The organism is Bacteroidota bacterium (assembly GCA_016718825.1).
Lineage (GTDB): Bacteria > Bacteroidota > Bacteroidia > J057 > JADKCL01 > JADKCL01.
Genome location: JADKCL010000005.1, coordinates 124,332 through 141,221, shown reverse-complemented (window position 1 = coordinate 141,221; position 16,890 = coordinate 124,332). Strand labels below are relative to the sequence as shown.

The window sequence follows — 16,890 nt, the reverse complement described above, 5'->3', positions numbered from 1 at the left end:
TGGCATGCAAAAAATCCAACTCTCAACTTTCCACTCTCCACTCTCAACAAAATCAGCCCCCACGGAATTCAGCAGTCTAAACTACTATCACCTACCGTGTGTAGCGCTCCAAATACCGCGCATTGAGATCTTTTTGCTTGTTGTTGAGGTCAATTTGGCGTCCTTGGATGAATGCCAATTCCACTTTGCTTGTGCGCATGTCGAGCAAGTCGCCTGCGGAGACCACCAAGTTGGCATCCTTACCAACCTCGATGCTGCCGGTGCGTTTGTCGATTCCAAGGATTTTGGCTGCGTTGAGCGTCACCAATTGCAAGGCGACTTCCTTGTCCAATCCTGCGGCTGCAGCTTGACCTGCTTGGAAGGGCAGGTTGCGGTAATTCCAGAAGTTGTCCATGCTCAGGCATGTGAGCAGACCTGCGTTGTGCAGGATCATGGGCGCACGGAAGGGTTGGTCGATGGGATCGTCTTCGGTGCGGGGCAGGCGCTGCGCCTTTTGCAACACCACCGGAATTTGATGTTGACGCAGGAGGTCGCTGAGCAACCATGCATCCGCCCCGCCGACGAGCACCATTCTGATCTTGTGACGGAGGGAAAATTCGATGGCCGTGCGAATGTCCTTTTCGGTATTGGCTTCGATCCAGAGGGCCTTGGTGCCATCGATCACCGGCAGCATTGCCTCCCAGCGGAGGTCGGTTTTCAGCAATTTTCCGGCCGCCTTTGTCTCGGCATAGGCACGGGCATCGCGCATCGCTCCTTCGATTTCGCTCATGCGGTCCTTGAGCCGTTTCTCCTGTTCCTCACGCGGTGGCGCATACGGCGAATTGGAAATCTGTTGCGAAGGCCAACCCAAATGCATCGCATCATCCGTCTGATAAGCAGCGTCTTCCCAGCTCCAGGCATCCAATTGCACCACCGAACTCTGCCCTTTGAGCAGATCTCCGTCGGGCGTGACCTGCGCGAGCAAAACGCCGTTGGAGCGCACCGTGGTGGCGACACGCGAATCGGTATTGAAGCCGATGATGGCCCGGATGTTGGGATTGACTGCCCCGATTTCCGAACGGTCATTGGTCGAGCGAACTGCCTCGATTTCGGAAAGGCCCAACTGTGTAACTGGCGCAATCAAGCCTGGGTAAACATGTTTCCCTTTGAGGTCCACACGCTGCAGGTCTTGCGGCAGCAAATCCGTCACACCAACGGCGACGATTTTGTCATCGGTAATCAGGATATTTCCCTGAGCGATCACCGTGCCGTTGCCCACGTGAATGGTCGCATTCTCCAGCAGCAAATGGCCCTTGTGCGCAGGCGCAGGCTTCGGAACCTCCTGGGAGAACAGTGTGAGTGGGAGGGTGAGAGTGAGGGCGAGCGTGAGGGCACGCCGCAGGCGTGAAGCAGTCCCCGTCCTGAATACGCGTTTCATAATTTGATTATTCTTCATGGCCATAAGATTCGCAGTGATGGATTTGAGGGCCGTTTTTGCCTTCGAATTTCTTTTTGTCCTTGTCGGGGCTTTCGATCATTTTCTGGATCAGGCGCTGACGCTCTGAGGCAACGAGGCGCTGCGCGGCAGCATCCGTTTCGCGGTCAAAATAAAGGCGCCCATCGATGAATGTCTTTTGTGCCATGGCATATACCGACAGTGGATGGTCGCTCCAGAGAACCAAATCGGCGTCTTTTCCAGGTTCGATGCTGCCGACATAGGCATCGATGTGCAAGGCCTTGGCCGGATTGAGCGTTACCATTTTCAACGCATCCTCCTCGCTCATGCCGCCATACATGACCGACTTTGCAGCCTCCTGATTGAGGCGGCGCCCCATTTCGGCGTCGTCGCTGTTGATGCAAACGTTGACGCCGACACGCTGCAAAAGGTTGGCGTTGTGCGGGATGGCATCGATCACTTCGTATTTGTAGGCCCACCAATCACTGAAAGTCGAGGCATTGGCACCATGGGCCTTGAGTTGTTCCGCCACCTTGTAACCCTCGAGCACGTGGGTGAAGGTGTTGATTTTGAATCCAATGGATTCGGCCAAGCGCATCAGCATGAGAATCTCGCTTTGCACGTAACTGTGACAAGTGATGAATCTTTTTGCATCCAAGATTTCCAGCAGCGTTTCCATCTGCAGGTCGCGGCGCAACGGAAGCCGATTGCCGATGCCTTTTGCGATTTCATCTTGATGCTTTCGGTAATCGAGCGCTGCAGTAAAGGCGTCGCGGACAAATTGCTCGACGCCCAAGCGCGTCTGCGGGTACCGAACGGTAAACTGCTGCCCCCAATTGCTTTGCTTGACGTTTTCGCCGAGCGCGAATTTGATGAATCCCGGTGCCGCCTGAAATTTCATGTCTTCGGGCATCGCTCCCCAACGCAGTTTGATGATGGCACTTTGTCCGCCGATGGCGTTGGCTGAGCCGTGGAGGAGCTGCGAAGTCGTCACTCCACCCGAAAGCTGTCGATAGATATTGACATCATCGGAATTGATCACGTCGCCGATGCGTACCTCGGCGGTATTGCTGTTGCTGCCTTCGTTGACGTCGCCGGCAATGGCAATATGGCTGTGCTCATCGATCATGCCAGGGGTAATGTGCATTCCTTTGCCATCGATCACGACCGCGCCCGGCGGCTGCAACAAATTCTGCCCGACCGATTGGACTTTTCCCGCGGCGATCAAGACTTCGGCATTTTCCAGTTTTCCTTGCGCCGAATTGGTCCAAACCGTCACATTCTTAATCAGCCAAGTTTTTTGCTCAGGAATTTTGGCATTCCCGAATGGACCAAATGGTAATGTCGGCTTGGCAAAATCAACAAGATCCACGCGTTTCAGCTGCCCGGTGGTATCGGTCTTGGTAGGCATTTGGCCAACAAGTGTGGCTCCCCAAGTCAACCGGGCGCCGTCCAATGCAACACCTTCACCCTGCATCCGGTCGCTATTTCCGATTCCATAAAGACGGTATTGAGGATTCGGATTTCCTTTCCTGATGGGCAGAATCAGTGCGACATTGTAGTTTTCCAGCTTCACCGTCCCGTCAATGGTATCCTTGCCGATGACCAAACTCGCCTTGGGTTGCGCCAATCTTCCATGAATGAGCAAACGCTGCACGTCATTGCCCGCTTTGAGCTCATATTGCCCGCGCGGGTCCCACATCGGCATTTCTTGCACGACGTAGCGGCGGCCACCAACCCAAGATTCATAGATGGTGACACGCTCTTTGGCAAAAACATCGTCCTCCGCGATGAAAAAATTGGCGAATTTGCCGGGCTCCAAGGTTCCAAGGCGCTTTTCGAGTCCTAAAATCGCGGCCGGCGTCGTGGTAAGTGCCGCCAAAGCAGCCTCAGAACTCAGTCCGTGACGCAAGGCTTTCTGCAACATCGGCCAAAAGTCCGCAGACTTTTTCAAGTCACTTGTTGTCAACGCAAAGCGTGCGCCTGCCTTCTCCAAAACTGCCGGATTGGTCGGTGCGCCTTCCCAATGCAGGAGGCGGCGCAAGGGCACCTCTCGCGCATCGGCAGGATCCTTGACATCAAAGGCCTCCGGAAAATTGAGCGAAACAATGAGCGGATTGCTCTTGATATAAGGCATGTCCATCCGCTGATAGGCGCTGCCATCGGTTTTGAAAATGAGCTGCAAACCAAATTCGGATGCGATTTTTTGGGCGCGGGCGATGCCCTGCCAATCGCCGCATTCGAAGAAGACGGGCATTTTGGCGGCTATTTGCCGATTGAGCGCCTCAAGGCTGAGATTGGTTTCAATTTGGGGCAAAATCGGCCGTTGTTTGCGTTCGGCGGCCACCTTGGCGTACCATGCGGCATCGATGAGCGTTTGCCGGATCAAGGCAATGCTGCCCATCAGCGAGGAGGGATAACTCTGCGTGGACGAACCTTTGTCAAACGAAAGGCAGGTAGCGACTTCGGATTGCACCATTTCTTGACGCAAACCTTCGTCTCCGAGATTGATGAGCGCAGATGTTCCGCGAAAGATCCCATCGTTGGGCACCACATGTAAGGTGGTAAATCCGAGGCTGCGCAATTCGGCGACTGCCTTTTTGTCCGGATTGAGTACCTCTGCTGCCACGAACTGAGGTTTGACGGCATCGTTCCAGCCCCAAGGGCCGTTGGATTTGCTGAGATATTGCGGCGGAGCACCGTAGGGTTCGTTTTCGCGTTTGGATTTCTCGATGCCAAGGGTTGAATAGGCGTCAATGAAGCCCGGAAAAATCCACGCTCCCCGCAGGTCGTGAACGACCGCACCCTTTGGCACCGAAATGTTTATCCCCACGTTATCCACATTCCCGTCGCGGATGACCAAGGCTGCATCCATTAGAATATCGCCTGGCCCACGCACGATATTGGCATGCAAAAACGCGTGCAGCGAGGGAGTATTGTCGCGAATTCCCATCGCAGGAATTGTCGATTGGGCTGATATTCTGACAATTGCGAAACAAAGGAGCAAAAGGACCAGACAAAAACTTCGGAATGCGCTCTGCATGGGAAATGAAAAATTGTAACGTGCTTCTTGGGATCAAAACTAATAGGAATGTGGAAATTATCTCAGTCATTCCTGCACCGCATCCGTAGTCGGTGGAATTTTTTTGGCAAAGTCTTTGTAATTTCGAGCGTTAATGCTCCGCTGAACGACCCAGCGGGGAATTCGGAATTGATTTTGAAAGTCGCCACCTACATCCTCGCCGTTTTGGCTGTACTTTTTTGCTCGACCGCGCTCCAGGCGCAGTCGGTCAATCATGGTACGCACGTGGTGGAGGCGAAGCTGGATCTCAAAGGCGCCGAAGTTCAGGGTTCCTACCTGATCATTTCCTACGAGATCCCCTATTCGGGCATGGTGGAAATCAGGCTCTTCAACGAAGGCGGTCAAAAAATCTGGCAAAATCAGTACGCAGACACCTTCGGCAAAAACAAAATCGTCCTCAAAGCCTCCAAATTCAACCCCGGCGAAACCTACGCCTACCAACTCAACTACAAACGCGACGAAGTCAAAGAAAAGATCGTCATTCCGCCGCTCGGATTTAATTAGCAGTTAGAAAGTAGCAGTTAGCAGTTGGGGCTTGCTTTGTGCGGGTATGCCTACGACGCCTCTTTTGGTTGCAAAAATTTCAAAAAGGCCAATCCGGGACTCAGAAATACGAAACTGCTAATTGCCAACTACTCACTGCTAACTTCTTATTCGTACCTTCGCCCTACGAATATCAAAAGCATGATTCAATCGATGACGGGCTACGGGGCGGCAAGCCTCAGCTCTGACAATTACAAGGTCAGCGTAGAACTCAAATCCCTGAACAGCAAGTTCATGGAGATCAACATGAAGTTGCCGCGCTCCTATATGCAGGAGGAATTGCTCATTCGCAACATGCTCACGGCCGCCCTCGAGCGCGGGAAGGTGAACATCAACCTTTCGATTGAGATCCTGAACCCTGACAAACACAAGTTGCGGCTGAACCGGCCCTTGATTCAGGCTTATGCCCGCGATTTGGAAAAATTGCGCGCCGATTTGGGCCTGTCTGCCGGCGTTTCTTTGGAGTATATCCTTACGCTGCCCGACGCTATGACGCCGGAAAGTGCCGATGGCGATCCCGAGGAATGGAACATGATCGAGCAATGCTTCCGTGAAGCCATCCACCTGCTCAATGAAAGCCGCGGCAGCGAGGGCGCAGCATTGGCTGAGGATTTGCGCTTGCGCAATGAAAACATCGGTCGTCTGCTTGCTGAAGTGGGTGCCATTCTCCCGAGCCGTTACGAAGCCATGCGCAACCGGGTCGAATCCGTCTTGGCCGATATCAAGGAAAAAGTGGGCAACAACGCCGACCGATTCGAGCAGGAACTGATTTTTTATCTGGAGAAGCTTGATATCAACGAAGAAATGGTGCGCTTGGAGCAGCACATCAATTACTTCACGCAGGCGCTCAACGAACCTGTGAGCAACGGCAAAAAATTGGGCTTCATTTCCCAGGAAATGGGCCGCGAGATCAATACGATCGGTTCCAAGGCCAACGATGCCACGATCCAAGTGTTGGTCGTGCAGATGAAAGAGGACTTGGAGCGGATCAAGGAGCAAGTTCTGAACATTGTCTAAATGAAAGTCGGACTCTTTTTTGGCAGCTTCAACCCCGTGCATGTCGGGCACCTGATCATCGCCGAGTCAGCCCTCAACGAGACGGACTTGGATCGGGTTTGGTTTGTCGTTTCGCCCCACAATCCGCTGAAAAACAAGGCGAATCTCATCAACGAGCACGACCGCCTGCAGATGGTGGAGATCGCGCTGGGAAACAATGACAAGATTCAGGCCTCCAACTTCGAATTCAGCCTGCCCAAGCCGAGTTACACCATTGACACCCTGCGGAAACTCAAGGAATTGCATCCCGGCTATACGTTTTCGTTGATCATGGGCGAAGACAACCTCGATCATTTGCACAAATGGAAGGAATACGAGGAGATTTTGCACCATTATCCGATTTGGGTCTATCCGCGAACGGGTTCCGACGGTTCGGGATTTGACCGTTATCCGCAGGTGCGGAAATTCAGCTTTCCCTACCTCGACATCTCGGCGACCCGCGTCCGCGAACTTTTGGCCGAGCGTAAGTCGGTACGGTACATCGTGACGGAGAAAGTCTATGACTACATCCTCAAATACGGCCTTTATGCAGCGAATTAGGAATGCAATTCCGAATCTGCTGACCCTAGGGAACCTGGCCTGTGGGTTGGTGGCGATTGTGTTGCTGATGGATCGTGACATGTTGCGCGAGGTCCCCTACGCAACGATTGGCTTGTTGATGGTGGGAGCAATGGCATTTGACTTTGCAGATGGGTTTGTGGCGCGGGCCTTGAAATCAACTTCGGCTGTCGGCAAGGAACTTGATTCCTTATCCGATTTGGTAAGCTTCGGGGTGTTGCCTGGGTTGATGGTGTACACGATCTTGAAGGTGGAAGTCCTGGTCGCATCTCTGCCACATGCTAAGGGCTGGACTACACTCACTTTGAATGCGTGGGCAGCCATACTCCCGTATTGTGGCTTGCTTATCCCGCTATTTTCCGCCTACCGCCTTGCCAAGTTCAACGTTGATACCCGCCAATCTTACGGATTTCTCGGCCTTCCCACACCGGCAAATGCGTTGTTCTTCTTGTCGATCTTCCTCGTTTTTGGCCTTGACAGCCGAGGAGTCGGATCTTATTATTTTAGTGAGGATTGGACCTCAAGAGGATATTTCGAACATGCTTCGGCAGTCGTGCAAATGACCTTGCCAATCCTTCAATGGCTCTACAACCCTTGGGTCCTCGCCGCCCTCACCCTCATTTTCTCCATCCTGCTCGTCACGGAAATCCCGTTGCTGGCGATGAAATTCAAGGATTATACGTGGAAAGGCAATTGGCCACGGTATGTGTTGATCCTGATTTCTGTAACTTTGCTGGCGATTTTGTGGTTCAGGGCCATCCCCCTGATCATCGTTTTGTACTTCCTTTTTTCATTCATCGATACACGGATACATAAGAAAGCATGAAATTCCAGGCCAATATCCACATCATGCCCCGTCCCGAATTGCTGGACCCACAAGGCAAAGCCACGCAACATGGACTGAAAAACATGGGTTTTGACACCGTTGCCAACCTCCGCGTCGGCAAGCGCATCTCCTTGGAGATCGAAGCCAAAACCAAAAAAGACGCCGAAGCCAAGGTCGATGAGGCCTGCAAAAAACTCCTGGCCAACCTGATCATGGAAAGCTACGAGTTTGAATTGGTACAGTTGAACTAGTTTGACTCACAAAGCATTACGAAATCACCATTTAATTTTATCCCGTTGTAGGGACAGGTCGCGACCTGTCCCTACAACGGGATAAAATTACGTCCAATCGCACATGAAAACCCCATCTACCTCGACAACAATGCAACCACTGCCCTCGACGATCGGGTATTGGAGGCCATGTTGCCGTTTTTGAAGGGGATGTACGGGAATGCGGCGAGCAGCACACATAGCTATGGATGGCAAGCCGCCGAAGCGGTCAAAATCGCCCGCGAACAAGTCGCGAGCCTGATCGGGGCCACGCCCGAAGAAATTGTCTTCACAAGCGGCGCCACCGAAGCCGACAATCTCGCCCTCAAAGGCGTTGCCGAAGCCTATGCGACCAAGGGCGACCACATCGTGACTGTCGCTACCGAACACAAAGCCGTGCTCGACACCTGCAAATGGCTGGAAAAAACCGGCCGCCGCGTTACATATATAGGTGTGGACGGCGATGGCTTGATCGATCTCTCCGAATTGGAAGCGGCGATCACTCCGCAGACCGTCTTGGTCTCGGTCATGATGGCCAACAACGAAACCGGCGTCCTTCAACCGATGGCAGCGATTTCGGAGATCGTGCACCGCAAGGGTTGCCTGCTGATGAGCGATGCGACCCAAGCCGTCGGCAAGGTCAATGTCGATGTGAATGCGCTCGGGATCGATCTGCTCGCCATGAGCGCGCACAAGTTGCACGGGCCCAAGGGCGTGGGCGCCTTGTACGTGCGCAGGCGCAATCCGCGGGTGGCGCTCGCGGCGCAGATGCACGGAGGCGGACACGAGCGCGCGATGCGCAGCGGCACCCTCAACGTCCCCGCCATCGTCGGGTTCGGCAAAGCCTGCGCAATCGCCCAAACGGAACTCGTAAAAAACCATTATCACCTCGCAGATATAAGGGAATACTTCGAAGCGGCCATTCTCCGGATCCCAGGCACAAAACGCAACGGCCACGAGACCGAGCGCCTGGTCAATACGCTGAATGTGAGCTTCGAGGGCGTGGAAGCGGAAGCCCTGATCAACGCCATGCCCGGCATTGCGATTTCGACGGGGAGTGCTTGCACCTCGGCCTTGATGGAACCCTCGCATGTCTTGAAGGCCATGGGCGTGGCCAATCAAGCGGCTTATGCGTCGATTCGGTTCAGCTGGGGGCGGTTTAGCACGATGGAGGAGATGGAATTGGCTGTGGCCGAAGTGGAGAAGGGTGTTGGGAAGTTGCGAGGGGAATGAACCCCACATTAGAATCATTCTAAATTAGACGCTCACCACCGCAACATTCCATCCTGATTTTTCGTTACTTTGCAGTATCAGTTCAATGGAATAGATAAGAATATGAGTGTTGCAACGAAAGAACCCTTGGTCAGCATTTCTTCAAAGGCTTTGGCGCAATTGAAAGTGCTGCGTGAACAAGAAGGCCATGGCGAAGATGCCGGCGTGCGTGTCTCCGTCAAAGGTGGCGGATGTTCCGGACTTTCTTACGATTTAGGCTTTGACGCAACCGAACAGCCTGGAGACCATGTCTTTGAGCAGGAAGGTGTCAAAATCTTTGTCGGCGCAAAAAGCTTGCTCTATTTGGTCGGAACGGTGCTGGAATACAGCGACGGCCTCAACGGCAAAGGCTTCCAATTCAACAATCCGAATGCATCTCGCACCTGCGCATGCGGGGAAAGTTTTGCAGTCTAAGCGGATTGCATGCTAAAAAATATCAAGGATATGCCTCACGGTGTATCCTTTTTGGTTTAACTTCATAGCAGTCATTCCCCTATGGAAAAGAAAAAAATCACCGAACTCAATGCCGTGGCTGCCGTCATGGATTCCATTTTCCAGCAGGTGGATGAACGATGGGGCGTGATTTGGTTACCGGCGGAACAAGCTTTGCGCGAATCGGGTGTCAAGCTCGAAAAAAGCGACTTCATCAAATTCAACTTTTCCTTGGCGGCGATTGCCATCAACTTCAGGTCGGCGTTTGACTTGTTTCCGCCTGCGCAAGCCGAGCGGCTGTTTACGATTCTACAGCAACTGCTCAAAGATCAATTTGGTGAGGGACAGGCATTTGTCGCAGTTCGCAACGCCGTGATCAAATACATCGAAGCCTACAACAACGGCGTTTTGAAGATTCGAAACCCCGTTTTGGATGTTTCAATGCTGCTTTATTACAAGATCGGCCTGCAAAACACAGCTCAAAAGGTGGTTGACGAAACCTATTATGTGCCTGAACCGGAAATGGTTGACCTGCTCACGCGGTCATTGACGATGTTTTTGGGCAAATGGGATATTTTGTTGGAACGATTCGAAGTGGTCAATCCGGCAAGAGAGGCAGCATTTGAGGAAGAGCGTTGATTTAGAAGCCGATTCGAAGAAAAACTGCCCAATCGGTGCTTCCCTCCGCGTTGCCTTCAATGGTACTTTCCAAACAATTGTCCGGCCAAAATGGCTGCTTGCTGCAATTCCGTTGTATTCAAGCCTGAATCAACCCGTTGTTCGTGTAAAAATTCCAGCAAGGATTCGGTAGCGATATTCCCGACAAGTTCATCCTCTGCAAAGGGACAACCGCCGAAGCCCATCATGGCGCTGTCAAACCTCCGGCAGCCTCCGTCCCACGCGGCAGCAAGCTTCCCGCGGCGTTTTTCGGCCGTGGCATGAAAGTGCGCGCCGAATTCGACATTCGGAAAACGCGGAATCAGCTCCTCAAACAGCGGCTGAATGGTCGCAGCATCCGCAGTACCGACGGTATCGGCAAGCGAAATGATGCCGACGCCCCGAGCAGCGATCTCTGTCACCCAATCGGCTGCCAACTTCGGGCTCCAGGCATCGCCATAAGGATTTCCGAATCCCATGCTGATGTAGACGACCAATTGTTTGCCCGCCGTCAAACAAAGCGACTGCATTTCCTCCACCAAAACGACCGATTCGGCAATGGTTTTGCGTGTGTTGCGCATTTGAAAGGTCTCCGAAATCGAAAAAGGATAACCGAGATACTGGATTTGCGGGAATGCTGCGGCCTCTTCGGCACCACGCAGATTGGCGACGATCGCCAAAAGTTGGGTCTTGGTGGAGGTCAAATCCAGCCCGGCAAGCACCTCGGACGTGTCCGCAAGTTGCGGAATGGCCTTCGGAGAGACAAAACTGCCAAAATCAAGCGTGTCAAATCCGACCTTGAGCAATTGATTGAGGTAGGCAATCTTTTCCTCTGTGGGAATGGGCTGCAAAATGCCCTGCATGGCATCCCGCGGACATTCGACGAGTTTCAGTGGAAGGGACATAAGATTAGGATTTATTGGCTTTGATCGCTTTTTGAATCGTAGGCTCCAACATGCCGACGCCGTTGGCCTTTTTCACTTTGCCGTCCATGCGGATCACGAATGCCGTCGGAATTGCTTTGTGGGGAAAATGGGCATCAAAATAGGCGGATTGTGCCTTGGTAATGCGGATGTGCTGCCAAGGCATCTGAAAGCGATCGAGTGCGGAGCGCCATTTCACTTCCGATTCGTCCCAAGAAATGCTGATGAACCGCACCTTCTTGTCGGAGTACCTGCGCTGGATTTGTTTGAGATGGGGAATGGATTCGATGCAAGGTCCACACCAGGATGCCCAGAAGTCGATCACCCAGATTTCATCCTTGGGTTGAAGGGCCTCCTTCTCAAACATTGCCTGTGTCATTGAAAAATCATGACCTGCCGCAGTTTGGCTGTAACCCTGCTGCATTAGCAGGAGTAAAAGAAAGAGCTGAGGTAAGATTTTTCTCATAATTGAACTCGGCGAACCCTTGAATAGTCTGGTAAATTTAGGATATTTGGACAAAGAATGCATTTCATCGTTTCCATATTGATCGCCATGTCTGTTGCCTCATGGGTGCAGCCGGGCGGAGGTAATGACCAATACGGCATTTCCAAGGGAACCCCTGAAATCACTTTGCACCTAAAGCAGCCGCTTGTCAGCGGCAACTCTGTGAAATTGGGATACGAAATTCCGTATGCCGGATACATTGAGTTTCACCTTTTTGATGCGACAGGGACACAAATTTGGGTGGACTATGGGGTACGCGACAAAGGCGAACACGTACAGGCATTGCGTGCCGACAAGCTTACTGCAGGGCAGGTTTACAACTACGAATTCTGGTACAAGGGCAAGCCTTACCCAGGAAAATTCAACGTTTGATTCCGACACTTCCTCAATTGGTTGGTCGCATTGCTGGAAAAAAGCACTTCCCTCTCAATTCTCTCAATCTTTTCCCTTGATTCCTTCGCTTTCATTCGGTTGTTTTATTCCGTAATTTGGTAGTGGATGAAAATGGGTTTCCTCATATTGATTTTGGGCATTTTTGGAGCAATTCAATTGCCTGGGCAATGTGAAGGATGCAAGTCGGTCGCTGGAGAGGTGATCGATTTTTGTTTTATAGAATCTGAATGGCCCGACCATTGCGTTCAATTTACCGAGGAAAATCCTTATTTTTATTATCAGGCACCAGGGGTGAATAAGGGCAAAGCTGTCAAATTTTACTTCCCTGAAAATGACCAGCCTACCAACACCAGTTACTTCGTTGGTCTATCTCGCACCCATAAAAATCTCAAGCTCACACCGAGAGATTTGCTGATCATGGAGCACGGGATTGAACAGTGGCGGCAGTTGGAGGGTTTAAGAAATTGGGACAAGAAATTTGTCAATAGCGGCTACACGATATTGCCGAGCGGTCTTGCCTATAAGCCCCTGAAAGTGGGAAATGGCAAGTTGGCTCAAAATGGTAATCGTACCACCGTTCATTATACCGGCTATCTTGAGAGCGGCAAAAAATTTGCGAGCACGCTCGACGGAAAGCAATCCTTCCAGTTCACCCTCGGGAATGCCGAGGTGATCAAAGGGTGGGAAGAGGGTTTGGCGACAATGACAGTCGGCAGCCGCTACCTACTCAGGATACCTCCCGACCTCGGTTACGGCCAAGCGGGAGCAGGAGCTGGGGCTATTCCCCCTAATTCAACGCTTTACTTTGACATTCAGCTGCTTGCAGCAGAATAATTCCACAGCTTATGGAAGCAATCATGAACAAGAAGATCAGTGTCCAACGTGTGAGCCAAAGCAGGATTCACACCGTAGATTTTGATCATATCCCATTTGGGAAAATTTTTGCCGACCACATGTTGGTCGCTGACTATGCCGATGGAAAATGGGGCGAACCCACCATCATGCCTTATCAGAACATTTCTTTCTCGCCTGCAATGTCGGCCTTGCATTACGGACAGTCGATTTTTGAAGGCATGAAAGCCTACAAAACGACAGAGGGCAAGGCTGTGCTGTTCAGGCCGAAGGAAAACTGGGAACGCATGAACCACTCGGCGGCACGTATGTGTATGCCCGAGGTACCTTATGAAATCTTCATGGATGGCGTTCAGCAACTGGTCAATCTCGACCAAGCTTGGATTCCGCAACAACACGAATGCTCGCTGTACATCCGGCCATTCATGTTTGCGACCGACGAATTTGTCGGCATCCGCCCGTCGGAAACCTATCGGTTTATCATCTTCTGTTGCCCGGTGGGCGCTTACTATCCGGAGCCTGTCGGGCTGATGGTGACCGCCAAATACGTGCGTGCCATCGACGGTGGTACGGGCGAAGCCAAGGCAGCCGGCAATTATGGCGGCAGCCTTCTAGCTTCCAAGGAAGCCAAGGAGCGCGGCTATCACAACGTTTTGTGGCTCGATGGCCGCGAACGGAAATACGCCGAGGAATGCGGAACGATGAACATCTTCTTCGTGATTGACGGCGTTGCGGTAACCCCGATGCTGTCAGGAACGATTTTGCATGGTACGACGCGCCAAGCCTTGATTCAACTCTTGCACGACATGGGCGTCGAGGTTCAGGAGCGGCATATTTCCATCGAAGAGATTTTCCAGGCCCACGAGGCCGGCAAACTCGAGGAAGCCTTTGGCGCAGGCACTGCAGCTACCGTCGCCCCGGTTTCTCGCATCGGTCACGACGGTTCGGTACCCGTTTTGGAAGGCCGCGACGAAATCGTGTTGCCAGCGATGGATACCCGCAAAGTCGGCCCTGAACTCCTCAAGCGCCTCAGCGAAATTCGCGTAGGCATCGCACCTGACATCCATGGATGGCTTTTGCCAGTGTGAGATTTAAGTGAAAAGTGAAAAGTGATCAGTGAAAAGTGAAAAGTGGCTTGCTGCTTTTCACTTTTTTTGTTGCTGGAAAGCACTTTGGTTGACATTTTCCGAATCGTGCAGAATGTCTAAATTCGATCCTATGGGCATCGAGGAAGAAATCAAGCGCTATACCCTCACGGAATACCTTGCCATAGAGGAGGAAGCTGAGTACCGCAGCGAATTTTACAATGGGCAAATTTTTTCGTTGGCTGAGCGTTCACCAGAGCATAGCGCAATCGCTGCTAATTTCATCTATGGATTGGCCAATGCATTTCGTGATAAAGCTTGCCGTGTATTTGATTCGAGTATGATGGTGAGAATCGAGGACCTCAACTCCGTACTTTATCCAGATGCCTCAGTAATTTGTGGCCCGCTAAACCGCGATCCGCAAAGACGCAATTTGGTTCGAAACCCAACTTTGATCGTTGAAGTCCTATCCAAAAGCACCCATCGATACGACCGCGGCAACAAATTTTTCAAGTACCAGATGATTCCTTCCCTCCGAACCTATGTTTTGGTGGAGCAAGACGAGCCAACAGTGCACGTCTCCCACAAAAATGAAGATGGGGCTTGGGATGTCGACAACTACTTCGGTCTTGAAGGAACCGTGGACCTGAAGCCCCATGGCGTATCCGTCACGATGGCACAAATCTACAATTAAGTGAAAAGTGAATAACGAAAAGTGAAAAGTGGCTGAAGGGACTATTCACTTTTAACTTATCACCATTCACTTATCACTTTCCCGGTTTGGGATGGATGTTCCCGCAATTTTTGCAGGTACGAAGCTCTTCGGATCCGTAGAACTTTTCGAAGACAGGTTGCATTTGCGTAGCAATATTGGTCATGAAGAAATACTCTTCGTAGACTTTGCTGCCGCATTTGGGGCAATACCAAAGCAGACCATCGGTCATGCCGGGTTGCCGTACTTTTTCGACGACGAGGCCGACGGTATTGGCTTTGCGCTGCGGCGAATGCGGAACTTTGCCGGGCAAAAGGAAAATTTCACCTTCCTTGATGGGGACATCGACAGGCTTGCCGTCTTCGATGAGGCGTAGCACCATGTCACCTTCCAACTGGTAAAAAAACTCCTCCGATTCATTGTAGTGAAAATCGGTCCGCGAATTGGGTCCACCGACCACCATCACGATAAAGTCATTGGTTTCCGTCCATATAGGCTTGTTTCCGACGGGTGGCTTGAGCAGGTGGCGATTTTCGTCGATCCAATTTTTGAAGCTGAAGGGAGAGAATTTCGACATATCCGTTTCCTTTTATTGCGAAGTGTGTCTCGAAATATAGCGTAATTTGGGATACAATGCACAAAAGCGACCTTCAACCTGCGGGATCGCCCCTGACCGGTAGGTTGGTGGGACTTTTGATGGCATTGGTTCTGACGGCTTTGGGCTTGAATCTCCTGATCCGATTTGGTGCGCCGCAAATCTGGGACGATGCCTACTTTTTCACACGATACGCCGACAACTACCGCGCAACGGGCGACTATTCGTGGAATCCGGGCGAGGCACCGAGTTATGGACTGACCTCGGTCGCCTACGGCGCCTGGGTCTATGTGATGCGCTTGCTCGGTGGCGAAGCCCCCTTATCCCTCTGGCTCAGCAGCCTATTTTGGGGAATTGTGACAATGATTGGCCTTTGGATGCTGGTCAAATTGCAGGCTGGAGCCGAGGTCGCACAACGAAAGGCTTTGTATGGCATGTTTTGGTTGGTGGTCGGGCTGAATGTGCTCAATCTTTCCGTGCACTTCAGCAGCGGCATGGACACCACCTTGGCCATGGCATGGCTTGGGGGCTACATTTACCTGTGGAAACGCTTCGAAGGCAGGCTTTCGCCGGGCAAAGCCTTGGTCTTGGGCCTCTTCGGAGGCGTCGCTTGGTTCATTCGGCCCGATTTGCTGCTCTTCCCCATTTTCATGCCACTCGCCCAAGCCCTCCTCGGCATCCGTCCGCTGCAACGCAAAATGGCGGGCTACATTCTCCTTTTCACTTGTTTTATGGTGTTGCTGCTCATGGGCGGCGGCGTCAAATACCTCGGCGGATTGTTTCCGCTCTCCTTTTATGTGAAGAGCTTGAATTCTTACGGCGAAGGCATTTCCCAAGCCTACTGGCTCGAAGGGCTGCGACATTTGTTGTTGTTTTTGGCATGGAACTTTCCGCTGTTGATCCTCATGCCCGTAGCCGTTTTCGCGGCGCGCAGGCAAAAACAATCCGCATTCTCAAGACCCGACAAGGCGCTGATGGCTTCCTTGCTGATATTTTTGATCTTCCATACCTTTTTGGTGACACCCATCATGGGCTACCATCAACGCTTCCTCTATCCTGTTTGGCCGATTTTGGTGTATCTGACCTGCAAAAGCTGGACGGTTTGGATGCGCCTGCGTGGAGGCCCGCCAAAATTCCCACGCTGGATTCCACTCGGTGCCATAGCCGGCCTGTCGCTGTGGATGTTGGCTTTTGCATGGATTCACCGTCCGGCAAATATCCAAACGACAATCGGGAAAATGGACCTCCAAACAGCCTACCGCGAACTCGGGCAAAACAATTGGCCCTATCTTCCTGAATTCCTGTATCTCGGCGACAGTCTTAAAATTGCCTCGACGGAACTTGGAATCTTGGGGGCAATGGCTCCCCGCAACACGGTTTATGACCTTTCGGGGCTGCACAACCTCGAAACAGCTCGCTACGGATTGGATACCGATCGCTTGCTGCGCGAAGAACAACCGGACTTGATTTACATGCCACATCCTGACTATGTCGAAATGATTGCAGCCATCCGGCAAGACAGCAGCTTTCAACGTCATTACCTCGAATTTCCAGCAGAAAACCTCAACAGCTGGCTCGGAATCGCCCTTTGGAAAGAAAGTCCGTTTTTTTTGCAGATGCAGCATATTGTAACGACTGGAAAAAACGTTGATGTTGAAATAGTGCCCTAAATGCCCGACTCGTCCCCTGAAATTT

Annotated in this window: 18 protein-coding genes; 13 read left to right on the top strand and 5 right to left on the bottom strand. The window is 52.0% G+C overall.

Features of this window, described 5'->3' with window-relative positions:
• Positions 1 to 91: 91 nt before the first annotated feature.
• Both IPN95_07160 and IPN95_07155 read right to left on the bottom strand, forming a co-directional pair.
• Positions 92 to 1,435 carry an amidohydrolase family protein gene (locus IPN95_07160; GenBank protein ID MBK9449181.1) on the bottom strand — a complete coding sequence of 448 codons (1,344 nt, stop codon included), beginning with the start codon at positions 1,433 to 1,435 and terminating at the stop codon, positions 92 to 94.
• A complete protein-coding gene (locus IPN95_07155; GenBank protein ID MBK9449180.1) occupies positions 1,425 to 4,388 on the bottom strand; it encodes an amidohydrolase family protein in 2,964 nt (987 codons plus the stop codon). Before IPN95_07155 ends, IPN95_07160 begins: the two co-directional genes overlap by 11 nt.
• 138 nt (positions 4,389 to 4,526) lie before the next feature.
• Between IPN95_07155 and IPN95_07150 the strand changes: the two genes are divergently transcribed.
• The 8 genes from IPN95_07150 to IPN95_07115 all read left to right on the top strand — a co-directional run bounded on the left by IPN95_07150 (position 4,527) and on the right by IPN95_07115 (position 10,112).
• A complete protein-coding gene (locus IPN95_07150; GenBank protein MBK9449179.1) occupies positions 4,527 to 5,021 on the top strand; it encodes a hypothetical protein in 495 nt (164 codons plus the stop codon).
• 180 nt (positions 5,022 to 5,201) lie between these two features.
• The gene (locus IPN95_07145; protein ID MBK9449178.1) at positions 5,202 to 6,077 is read left to right on the top strand and encodes a YicC family protein; all 876 of its coding nucleotides are present in this window, start codon (positions 5,202 to 5,204) and stop codon (positions 6,075 to 6,077) included.
• Positions 6,078 to 6,656 (top strand): nicotinate-nucleotide adenylyltransferase, encoded by a 579-nt coding sequence (locus tag IPN95_07140; GenBank protein MBK9449177.1) that lies wholly within the window; start codon positions 6,078 to 6,080, stop codon positions 6,654 to 6,656.
• The gene (locus tag IPN95_07135) at positions 6,643 to 7,500 is read left to right on the top strand and encodes a CDP-alcohol phosphatidyltransferase family protein (GenBank protein ID MBK9449176.1); all 858 of its coding nucleotides are present in this window, start codon (positions 6,643 to 6,645) and stop codon (positions 7,498 to 7,500) included. Before IPN95_07140 ends, IPN95_07135 begins: the two co-directional genes overlap by 14 nt.
• Positions 7,497 to 7,751 (top strand): phosphoribosylformylglycinamidine synthase subunit PurS, encoded by a 255-nt coding sequence (gene purS / locus IPN95_07130; protein ID MBK9449175.1) that lies wholly within the window; start codon positions 7,497 to 7,499, stop codon positions 7,749 to 7,751. The genes IPN95_07135 and purS overlap by 4 nt, the downstream gene beginning before the upstream one ends.
• A 96-nt stretch (positions 7,752 to 7,847) precedes the next feature.
• Entirely contained in the window at positions 7,848 to 9,002 is a 1,155-nt protein-coding gene (locus IPN95_07125) for a cysteine desulfurase (protein ID MBK9449174.1), read from the top strand.
• Between the two features lie 126 nt (positions 9,003 to 9,128).
• Positions 9,129 to 9,455 (top strand): iron-sulfur cluster assembly accessory protein, encoded by a 327-nt coding sequence (locus tag IPN95_07120; GenBank protein MBK9449173.1) that lies wholly within the window; start codon positions 9,129 to 9,131, stop codon positions 9,453 to 9,455.
• An 81-nt stretch (positions 9,456 to 9,536) separates the two neighbouring features.
• Complete coding sequence (locus tag IPN95_07115) at positions 9,537 to 10,112, top strand: hypothetical protein (GenBank protein ID MBK9449172.1); 576 nt, start codon at positions 9,537 to 9,539, stop codon at positions 10,110 to 10,112.
• A 56-nt stretch (positions 10,113 to 10,168) separates the two neighbouring features.
• On the opposite strand, the gene IPN95_07110 is transcribed toward IPN95_07115, so the two are convergent.
• The gene (locus IPN95_07110; GenBank protein ID MBK9449171.1) at positions 10,169 to 11,035 is read right to left on the bottom strand and encodes a hydroxymethylglutaryl-CoA lyase; all 867 of its coding nucleotides are present in this window, start codon (positions 11,033 to 11,035) and stop codon (positions 10,169 to 10,171) included.
• Positions 11,036 to 11,039: 4 nt separating this feature from the next.
• Positions 11,040 to 11,519, bottom strand: coding sequence for a TlpA family protein disulfide reductase (locus IPN95_07105; GenBank protein ID MBK9449170.1), 480 nt, complete (start codon positions 11,517 to 11,519; stop codon positions 11,040 to 11,042).
• Positions 11,520 to 11,606: 87 nt separating this feature from the next.
• Here IPN95_07105 and IPN95_07100 point away from each other — a divergent pair, with 87 nt between their 5' ends.
• The 4 genes from IPN95_07100 to IPN95_07085 all read left to right on the top strand — a co-directional run bounded on the left by IPN95_07100 (position 11,607) and on the right by IPN95_07085 (position 14,582).
• Entirely contained in the window at positions 11,607 to 11,930 is a 324-nt protein-coding gene (locus tag IPN95_07100) for a hypothetical protein (protein ID MBK9449169.1), read from the top strand.
• Between the two features lie 438 nt (positions 11,931 to 12,368).
• The gene (locus tag IPN95_07095; protein MBK9449168.1) at positions 12,369 to 12,785 is read left to right on the top strand and encodes an FKBP-type peptidyl-prolyl cis-trans isomerase; all 417 of its coding nucleotides are present in this window, start codon (positions 12,369 to 12,371) and stop codon (positions 12,783 to 12,785) included.
• Between the two features lie 11 nt (positions 12,786 to 12,796).
• Positions 12,797 to 13,891 carry a branched-chain amino acid aminotransferase gene (locus tag IPN95_07090; protein MBK9449167.1) on the top strand — a complete coding sequence of 365 codons (1,095 nt, stop codon included), beginning with the start codon at positions 12,797 to 12,799 and terminating at the stop codon, positions 13,889 to 13,891.
• Between the two features lie 112 nt (positions 13,892 to 14,003).
• Positions 14,004 to 14,582 (top strand): Uma2 family endonuclease, encoded by a 579-nt coding sequence (locus IPN95_07085; GenBank protein ID MBK9449166.1) that lies wholly within the window; start codon positions 14,004 to 14,006, stop codon positions 14,580 to 14,582.
• A gap of 73 nt (positions 14,583 to 14,655) precedes the next feature.
• On the opposite strand, the gene IPN95_07080 is transcribed toward IPN95_07085, so the two are convergent.
• Complete coding sequence (locus IPN95_07080; protein MBK9449165.1) at positions 14,656 to 15,177, bottom strand: 3-hydroxyanthranilate 3,4-dioxygenase; 522 nt, start codon at positions 15,175 to 15,177, stop codon at positions 14,656 to 14,658.
• A 56-nt stretch (positions 15,178 to 15,233) separates the two neighbouring features.
• Here IPN95_07080 and IPN95_07075 point away from each other — a divergent pair, with 56 nt between their 5' ends.
• Positions 15,234 to 16,865, top strand: coding sequence for a hypothetical protein (locus IPN95_07075; GenBank protein ID MBK9449164.1), 1,632 nt, complete (start codon positions 15,234 to 15,236; stop codon positions 16,863 to 16,865).
• The last annotated feature ends 25 nt before the right edge of the window (positions 16,866 to 16,890 follow it).